Annotated in this window: 7 protein-coding genes and 1 pseudogene; all 8 read right to left on the bottom strand. The window is 73.1% G+C overall.

The annotated features are described in order from the left end of the window. Window positions 1-190: pseudogene (locus tag CCN44_RS38935) on the bottom strand (arginine repressor); the annotation flags it as partial. Window positions 191-197: 7 nt separating this feature from the next. Further along, window positions 198-1,406: an acetylornithine transaminase gene (locus tag CCN44_RS38930; RefSeq protein WP_086703710.1), complete on the bottom strand. Its 1,209-nt coding sequence runs from the start codon at window positions 1,404-1,406 to the stop codon at window positions 198-200. Then, window positions 1,403-2,308: an acetylglutamate kinase gene (argB, locus tag CCN44_RS38925; RefSeq protein WP_059248319.1), complete on the bottom strand. Its 906-nt coding sequence runs from the start codon at window positions 2,306-2,308 to the stop codon at window positions 1,403-1,405. The genes CCN44_RS38930 and argB overlap by 4 nt, the downstream gene beginning before the upstream one ends. Continuing rightward, complete coding sequence (gene argJ, locus CCN44_RS38920; RefSeq protein ID WP_059248320.1) at window positions 2,305-3,456, bottom strand: bifunctional glutamate N-acetyltransferase/amino-acid acetyltransferase ArgJ; 1,152 nt, start codon at window positions 3,454-3,456, stop codon at window positions 2,305-2,307. The genes argB and argJ overlap by 4 nt, the downstream gene beginning before the upstream one ends. Beyond that, window positions 3,453-4,481: an N-acetyl-gamma-glutamyl-phosphate reductase gene (gene argC / locus CCN44_RS38915; protein ID WP_086703706.1), complete on the bottom strand. Its 1,029-nt coding sequence runs from the start codon at window positions 4,479-4,481 to the stop codon at window positions 3,453-3,455. Before argC ends, argJ begins: the two co-directional genes overlap by 4 nt. 45 nt (window positions 4,482-4,526) lie before the next feature. Then, on the bottom strand, window positions 4,527-4,898 hold the full coding sequence (locus CCN44_RS38910) for a GtrA family protein (RefSeq protein ID WP_086703700.1): 372 nt from the start codon (window positions 4,896-4,898) through the stop codon (window positions 4,527-4,529). Beyond that, window positions 4,895-5,845 carry a glycosyltransferase family 2 protein gene (locus CCN44_RS38905; RefSeq protein WP_059248323.1) on the bottom strand — a complete coding sequence of 317 codons (951 nt, stop codon included), beginning with the start codon at window positions 5,843-5,845 and terminating at the stop codon, window positions 4,895-4,897. Before CCN44_RS38905 ends, CCN44_RS38910 begins: the two co-directional genes overlap by 4 nt. A gap of 22 nt (window positions 5,846-5,867) precedes the next feature. Beyond that, window positions 5,868-8,394 (bottom strand): YfhO family protein (locus CCN44_RS38900; protein ID WP_107502162.1); only part of this gene is annotated, 2,527 nt, incomplete at its 5' end.

Genomic DNA, 8,394 nt, shown 5'->3' with positions numbered 1-8,394 from the left:
CCGACGACGGGCTGAGCGTCGCCTGCGTGACGCTCAGCCCGTCGTCGGCGAGCAGCTTCGCCAGCTGGCTCTGCGACCGCACCGGCTGCCGGTTGAGGATGTCCACGATCCGGCGGTGCCGTGCGGTGCGGGTCTGCGGCACGGCGGGCCCGGCCCCCGCCGCCGGCTCGTGGTCCTGCGCCTCGCTCATCGTCGTCTCATTCTCCGGATCGTCCGTCCCCATCCACAGGGTTCGCTGCGTCGAGGATGCCGGGCAGCGCCCGGAGCAGCGCACCCACCTCGTCGTCGCGGAGATTCAGCGGCGGCATGAGCCGTACGACGTCGGGGGCGGGCGCGTTCACCAGGAACCCGGCCTCCTGGGCCGCCTGCTGCACCTGCGGTGCGCGCGGCCCGGTGAGCACGATACCCAGGAGCAGGCCCGCACCCCGGACATAATCGATCATCGGGTGGTTCAGGGCCTCGATTCCGTCCCGCAGCCGCCCGCTCTGCCGCTTGACGTTGTCGAGCAGGCCCTCGTTCTCGATGGTGTCGAGCACGGCGAGCCCGGCGGCGCAGGCGACCGGGTTGCCGCCGAAGGTGGTCCCGTGCAGGCCGGGCGCGAGCAGTTCGGCGGCCCGGCCGAAGGCCACGGTCGCGCCGAGCGGCAGTCCGCCGCCGAGCTGCTTGGCGAGGGTGACGACGTCGGGCAGCACGCCCTCGTGGGCCTGGTAGGCGAACCAGGTGCCGGTCCGGCCGATGCCGGTCTGCACCTCGTCCAGGACCAGCAGGGCGCCCGTGGCGGCGGTGATCGCGCGGGCCGCCTTCAGGTAGCCGGCGGGGGGCACGACCACGCCGTTCTCGCCCTGGATCGGCTCGATGATCACCAGGGCGGTCTCCTCGGTGACCGCGGCGGCCAGCGCCTGGGCGTCGCCGTAGGGGACGTGGGTGATGTCGCCGGGCAGCGGCCGGAAGGGGTCCTGCTTGGCGGGCTGGCCGGTGAGCGCGAGGGCGCCCATCGTACGGCCGTGGAAACCGCCGCTGGTGGCGACCATGTGGGTGCGCCCGGTGAGCCGGCCGATCTTGAAGGCGGCCTCGTTGGCCTCGGCGCCGGAGTTGCAGAAGAAGACCCGGCCCTCCCGGCCGAAGAGCGTGAGGAGGCGTTCGGCGAGGGCGACGGTGGGCTCGGCCATGAAGAAGTTGGAGATGTGGCCGAGGGAGGCGATCTGCCGGCTGACGGCCTCCACGATCGCCGGGTGGGCGTGGCCGAGGGCGTTGGTGGCGATGCCGCCGACGAAGTCGAGGTACGCCCGGCCCTCGGCGTCCCACACCGTGCTGCCCTCGCCGCGGACGAGCGGCAGGCGCGGGGTGCCGTAGTTGTTCATGAGCGCGCCCTGCCAGCGCTGGGTCAGCTCCTGGTTGCCCGTCACTGTGCGTCCCCTCCGGGCTCGTCGGGCACGACCATGGTGCCGATGCCCTCGTCGGTGAAGATCTCCAGCAGGATCGAGTGCTGGACCCGGCCGTCGATGACCCGGGCGGTCGTCACGCCGTTGCGCACGGCGTGCAGGCAGCCCTCCATCTTCGGCACCATGCCGGAGCTGAGGTCCGGCAGCAGCTTCTCCAGCTGGGAAGCGGTGAGGCGGCTGATCACCTCGTCGGAGTTCGGCCAGTCCTCGTAGAGGCCCTCGACGTCGGTGAGGACCATGAGGGTCTCGGCGCCCAGGGCCGCGGCGATCGCCGCGGCGGCCGTGTCGGCGTTGACGTTGTAGACGTGGCCGTCGTCCGCGGAGCGGGCGATCGAGGAGACGACCGGGATCCTGCCGTCGGCCAGCAGTGCCTCCAGGGCGCCCGTGTCGATGCCGGTGATCTCGCCGACCCGGCCGATGTCGACGGGTTCCCCGTCGATCTCGGGGGTGTGCCTGGTGGCGGTCATGGTGTGCGCGTCCTCGCCGGTGAGGCCGACGGCGAGCGGGCCGTGCTGGTTGAGCAGGCCGACCAGCTCGCGCTGCACCTGCCCGGCGAGCACCATGCGTACGACGTCCATGGCGTCCTCGGTGGTGACGCGCAGGCCGGCCTTGAACTCGCTGACGATGCCGTGCTTGTCGAGGGCGGCGCTGATCTGCGGGCCGCCGCCGTGCACGACGACCGGCTTGAGGCCGGCGTGCCGCAGGAAGACGACGTCCTGGGCGAAGGCGGCCTTCAGCTCCTCGTTCACCATGGCGTTGCCGCCGAACTTGATGACGACGATCTTGCCGTGGTGCCGGGTGAGCCAGGGCAGCGCCTCGATGAGGATCTGGGCCTTGGGCAGCGCGGTGTGCTTGCGGGTGCTCATGAGGAGTAGGCGCTGTTCTCGTGGACGTAGTCGGCGGTCAGGTCGTTGGTCCAGATGGTCGCGGTCTCGGTGCCCGCGGCGAGGTCGGCGACGATGTGGACCTCGCGGTAGCGCATGTCGACCAGCTCCCGGTCCTCGCCGACCGAGCCGTTCTTGCACACCCAGACGCCGTTGATGGCGACGTTCAGCTGGTCCGGCTCGAAGGCGGCCTTCGTGGTGCCGATCGCGGACAGGACGCGGCCCCAGTTGGGGTCCTCGCCGTGGATCGCGCACTTGAGGAGGTTGTTGCGGGCGATGGAGCGGCCCACCTCGACGGCGTCCTCCTCGCTGGCCGCGTTGATCACCTCGACCTTGATGTCCTTGCTGGCGCCCTCGGCGTCGCCGATGAGCTGCCGGCCGAGGTCGTCGCAGACCTGCCGGACGGCCTCGGCGAAGGCGGCGTACTCGGGGGTGATGCCGGAGGCGCCGGAGGCGAGCAGCAGGACGGTGTCGTTGGTGGACATGCAGCCGTCGGAGTCGACGCGGTCGAAGGTGACCTTGGTGGCCGCGCGCAGCGCCTTGTCCAGGTCCTCGTCGCCGAGGTCGGCGTCGGTGGTGAGGACGACGAGCATGGTGGCGAGGCCGGGGGCGAGCATGCCGGCGCCCTTGGCCATGCCGCCGACGGTCCAGCCGTCCCGGGTGACGACGGACGTCTTGTGGACGGTGTCGGTGGTCTTGATGGCGATGGCGGCCTTCTCGCCGCCGTGCTCGCTCAGGGCGGCGGCGGCCGTCTCCACGCCCTTGAGGACCTTGTCCATGGGCAGCAGCACGCCGATCAGGCCGGTGGAGCAGACGGCGACCTCGATGGCGCCCCGGCCGAGCACCTCGGCCGCCTTCTCGGCGGTGGCGTGGGTGTCCTGGAAGCCCTTGGGGCCGGTGCAGGCGTTGGCGCCGCCGGAGTTGAGGACGACGGCCGAGACCTGGCCGCTCTTGAGGACCTGCTCGGACCACAGCACCGGCGCGGCCTTCACGCGGTTGGAGGTGAAGACGCCCGCGGCGGCACGGCGGGGCCCGTTGTTGACCACGAGGGCCAGGTCGGGGTTGCCGTTCTCCTTGATCCCGGCGGCGATGCCCGCCGCCGTGAATCCCTTGGCTGCCGTGACGCTCACGGTGCGACTCCGATCGTGGAAAGCCCGGTGGTCTCGGCGAGACCCAGGGCGATGTTCATGCTCTGGACGGCACCGCCCGCGGTGCCCTTGGTCAGGTTGTCGATGGCGCTGACCGCGATGATCCGGCCCACGGCGGCGTCGTACGCGACCTGCACGTGAACGGCGTTGGAACCGTGGACGGACGCCGTGGCGGGCCACTGGCCCTCGGGCAGCAGGTGGACGAACGGCTCGTCGGCGTAGGCCTTCTCGTACGCGGCGCGGACCGAGTCCGCCGTCACCCCGGCCACCGCCTTGGCGCTGCACGTGGCGAGGATGCCGCGGGGCATCGGCGCGAGGGTCGGGGTGAAGGAGACGGCGACCCGCTCCCCCGCCACCCCGCTGAGGTTCTGGATCATCTCGGGGGTGTGCCGGTGGCCGCCGCCGACGCCGTACGGCGACATGGAGCCCATCACCTCGCTGCCGAGCAGGTGCGGCTTGGGCGCCTTGCCCGCGCCGGAGGTGCCGGAGGCGGCGACGATCACCGCCTCGGGTTCGGCGAGGCGGGCCGCGTAGGCCGGGAACAGGGCGAGGGAGACGGCGGTCGGGTAGCAACCGGGCACCGCGATGCGCTTGGACCCCGTGAGCCGGGCGCGGGCGTCCGGTAGTTCGGGGAGGCCGTAGGGCCAGGTGCCGGCGTGCGGGGAGCCGTAGAAGGTCTCCCAGTCGGCCGGGTCCCGCAGCCGGAAGTCGGCGCCCATGTCGATCACGAGGACGTCGGGGCCGAGCTGCTCGGCGACGGCGGCGGACTGGCCGTGCGGCAGCGCGAGGAAGACCACGTCGTGTCCGGCGAGGGCCTCGGGCGTGGTCTCGGCGAGCACGCGGTCGGCCAGCGGCAGCAGGTGCGGCTGGAGCGCACCGAGCCGCTGTCCCGCGTTGGAGTTGCCGGTCAGGGCACCGATCTCGACCTCGGGGTGCGCGAGGAGCAGGCGCAGGACCTCTCCGCCCGCGTATCCGCTCGCTCCGGCCACCGCCGCACGTACTGCCATGTCCACCCTCCTCTGGATGGCATGACTATACGTATCGCTGCACGTTTATGCAATGGCCTTGGGGAGCATCACCCAGCGCGACACGACGAAGGTGACCGGGATCGCCGCCGCCGAGGCGAGCAGCGGGGCGAAGCGGCTGCCGGCGTGCAGGACGTCCACGATCAGGTAGACGCCCGCCGTCGTGATCAGGAAATTGGTGAGGTTCGTCAGCGGGAACAGCAGGAACTTCCGCCAGGTGGGCCGCGTCCGGTAGGTGAAGCGCGCGTTCAGGAAAAAGGACCCGATCATGCTGAGCAGAAAGGCCAGGATGTGCGCCGCGAGATAAGGGAGGCCGGTCAGAAACAAAAGGTAAAGGCAGTAGTAGGTGGCCGTGTTGACGACACCGACCACCGCGAAGGTCAGGATCTGCCGTTTCAAGGAATGAGGTCTTTCGTCCGCTCCACGTTGGTCGCCTTCACCAGGAAGTGCGGACGGCCCTTCACCTCGTAGTAGATGCGGCCGGTGTACTCCCCGATGACTCCCAGCATGACCATCTGGACGCCCGCGAGGGCGGTCACAGCGGTGATGATGGTCACATAGCCGGGGGTCTGGACGCCGTCCGCCAGCGCGGCGCCCACGATCCAGGCGGTGTAGAGACCCGCGCACAGCAGCAGGGCCACGCCGAGCCAGAGCGCGGCGCGCAGCGGGCGGTTGTTGAAGGACAGCAGGCCGTCGAGGCCGTAGTTGAGCAGCCCGCGCAGGTTCCAGGAGCTGCGGCCGGCCTCCCGCGCGGCGTTCTGGTACTCGAAGGTGGCGCTGGGGAAGCCGACCCAGGCGAACAGGCCCTTGGAGAACCGGTTGTACTCGGTGAGGGCCAGCACCGCGTCCACCACCCGGCGCGACAGCAGCCGGAAGTCCCCGACCCCGTCGACCAGTTCGACGTCGACCAGGCGGTTGACGAGCCGGTAGTACAGGCGCGCGGTGAGGGTCCGGGCCAGCCGGTCGCCGGTGCGGGTGCGCTTGGCGATGACCTGGTCGTGGCCCTGTTCGTGCAGTTCGACCATGCGCCTGATGAGCGCCGGCGGGTGCTGGAGATCGGCGTCCATCACGACGACCGAGTCGCCCGAGGCGTGCCGGAGGCCGGCGAGCAGGGCCGCCTCCTTGCCGAAGTTGCGGCTGAAGGAGACGTAGCGCACCCGGGAGTCGAGGTCCGCGAGGTCCTTCAGGACGGCGAGCGTGCGGTCCCGGCTGCCGTCGTCCACGTACACGAACTCCATGTCGTGGCCGAGGGGCAGCAGTTCCTCGGCGACCTTCTGGACCTCCTGGTGGAAGCGGGCGAGGACGTCCTCCTCGTTGTAGCAGGGCGCGACGATCGATATCAGCATGCGGGGTCCCCCCTGGGCGCGGTCAGAGAGCGGTGGTCACGCGCTCGCGCGGTGAAGTGGTCGTGGGCGGCGCCGGGGCGCGCCGGCGGCGGACGGCGGTGACGGCGGCGAGGAGCAGCAGGGTGAGCAGCGAGGCGGCCCCGACGGCTCCGCCCAGCCGTAGGCCGGGTGGATGGAAGGTGCAGGTCAGGCTGGTGGCGGTGGCGTCGAGCGGGACGGCGATCAGGCCGTGGAAGTCACCGGCGGGGCGCTCGGGGCCGCCGCCGGCGGCGCAGCGCCAGCCGGCGATCCGGGGCGCCGCGACGACCGCGACGCGCTTGCCGCCGGCGGGCAGTTCGGCGCGTACGGTGCCGTCGGAGACGGTCACCTCGGTGGCGCCGGTCGCCTTCAGCCGGGCCGCGGCGGCATCCAGCCGGGCGGTGTCCAGGCAGCCGACGGCACCGGACGGGACGCGGCCGGGCCGGTCCGGGGTCAGCTCGATGCGCACCCGCCCGGAGGCGGGGGCGAGGCCGAGCGGCTCCATGGCGGCGCGGTTGCGCGGGTACGCGAAGCGGAACCGGGCGGATGTCCCGGTGCCGGCGAGCCGCGCGGTGCCGGAGAAGTGCGGGGCCCACAGGTGGACCTGGGTGCCCGCCGGGCAGCGGGCGGTGACCGTGGGCCGGGTCAGGGCCGTCCCGCTGCCGACCCGGCGGCCGGGGAGCGGCCGTCCGCCGTCGTCGTGCACGGTGGCACGGGGCACGGTGTAGACGCGGCTGCCGAGCAGCAGCTCCTGGTTGCGGTACGGCGACGGGCCGAAGGGCCGGGTGCCGGGCGCGGCCCGGACGGTGACCAGGGGCGGCACGTCCCGCCGGGTGACGGTCACCGGGCCGCCGCCCGGGGACGGGTGCTTCTGGTGCGGGTCGGGCGGGGAGTGCACCCGGGCGCCGACGGAGAAGACGACGTCCGTGACGGCGTTGTCCAGGCTCTGCACGCTCCGGCCGCGCGAGGTCCAGCCGCCGCCCAGCGCGGTGAGGGTGCGGCTGAGGACGTCCGAGGTCAGGCTGCTGTAGTACTGCGCGCCCTCGCCGCCCACCAGCAGCGGGTCGTTGCCGACGGTCTGCGCGCGGCCGGGGTCGGTGCGGTACCGGGGCCAGCCGTCGGCCCCGGCGATCGCCGCCGCCTGCACCTCCTGCCGCTCGCCCCAGGGCGCGTAGTCGTCCAGGTGCCCGAGGCGCAGCCGGGTGGCCACGGCGGAGGTGGCGGCACTCTCGCCGACCTGCGCGCCGAGCAGGAGCAGGACGGCCGGCACGGCGAGCCGGGCGCGCCGCCCGGAGCGGGCCAGCAGGACCAGCCCGCCCAGGGCGCCGGCGAGGGCGAGCGGCAGCACGAGCCAGGTGTACGAACGGACCAGCGTGCTGCGGCCGGCGACGGCGGCGGTCAGGACGAGCAGCGCGGTCGCGGCGCCGAGGGCGCGCCGGTCGGGGACGCCGTACGCCAGGGCGTGCCAGGCGGCGATCACCAGCAGGCCGCACAGCACGAACGCCTGCCGGTAGGGGCTGCCCTGCGGGGTGGCGAAGGCGTGCCAGACCAGGTGGGTGGGGGCCCACTGGAGGGACAGGGCCACCGCGAGCACCAGGGCCGTCCAGCCGGTGCGGACCGGGACCGGGACCGCCCGGTGGAAGGGCAGCGCGAGGGCCAGGAGCAGGGCGGTGAGGCCGACGTAGAGGGCCGGGGAGCCGAAGCCGTAGGTCGCGGGCAGCAGCCGGGCCGCGAGGTCCTCGGCCGGTACGGGGACGAACCGGCGGACGCGGCCCGGGTAGGCGTGGGTGGTGCCGAAGTAGACGACCGTGACCAGCGGGGCGGCGAGGCCCACGCCGAGGGCGGTCGTGAGGGCGGCGCGGCCGGCCGCGGCGAGCGCCTGCCGGCGGGCCGGGCGGGCGAGCAGCAGGCGCAGCAGCAGCACGAGGGCGGCGCCCAGGGTGGCCATGTAGGCGGTGTAGAAGTTGGCGGTCCAGGCGAGGGCCACGATCAGCACGCCGGGCAGGTACCGGCGGCCGGTGAGCGCCCGTTCGCCGACCAGGCACAGCAGGGGCAGGGCGATCAGGCCGTCGAGCCACATCGGGTTGTAGGAGGCGTCGGCCAGGCTCCAGCCGCACAGCGCGTAGGAGGCGCCGAGCAGGCCCGCCGCCCACCAGCGGCCGGGGCGCAGGGTGAGCAGCAGCCAGGCCATGGCCGCGGCGGCGGAGGCGGTCTTCAGGAGGGTGACGGCGTAGACGGCGAGGTCGATCTCGTCGCGCGGGAAGAGCGCGACGAGCGGGGCGAACGGGCTGCCGAGGTAGGTGCCGAGGTCGGGCAGGAAGCTCGCGCCGTAGCCGGACTGCCAGTTGACGAGGAGGCCGCCCTCGGCCCGGCCGTGCAGCAGGTCCCACAGGTGGGCGTGGAACGGCACGTACTGGTTGCCGAGGTCGTTGACGCTGCGGGTGCGGGGGCCGAAGGGGTAGCTGCGGGCGAGGATGTCACCGGCGCAGAACGCGGTGATCGTGAGGGCCGCGGCGAGCAGGGCGGCGGCC

Source organism: Streptomyces tricolor (assembly GCF_002155905.1).
In the GTDB taxonomy this organism is placed as follows: domain Bacteria; phylum Actinomycetota; class Actinomycetes; order Streptomycetales; family Streptomycetaceae; genus Streptomyces; species Streptomyces tricolor.
The sequence above is the reverse complement of the archived record's forward strand: the minus strand, read 5'-3'. Positions and strand labels throughout refer to the sequence as shown.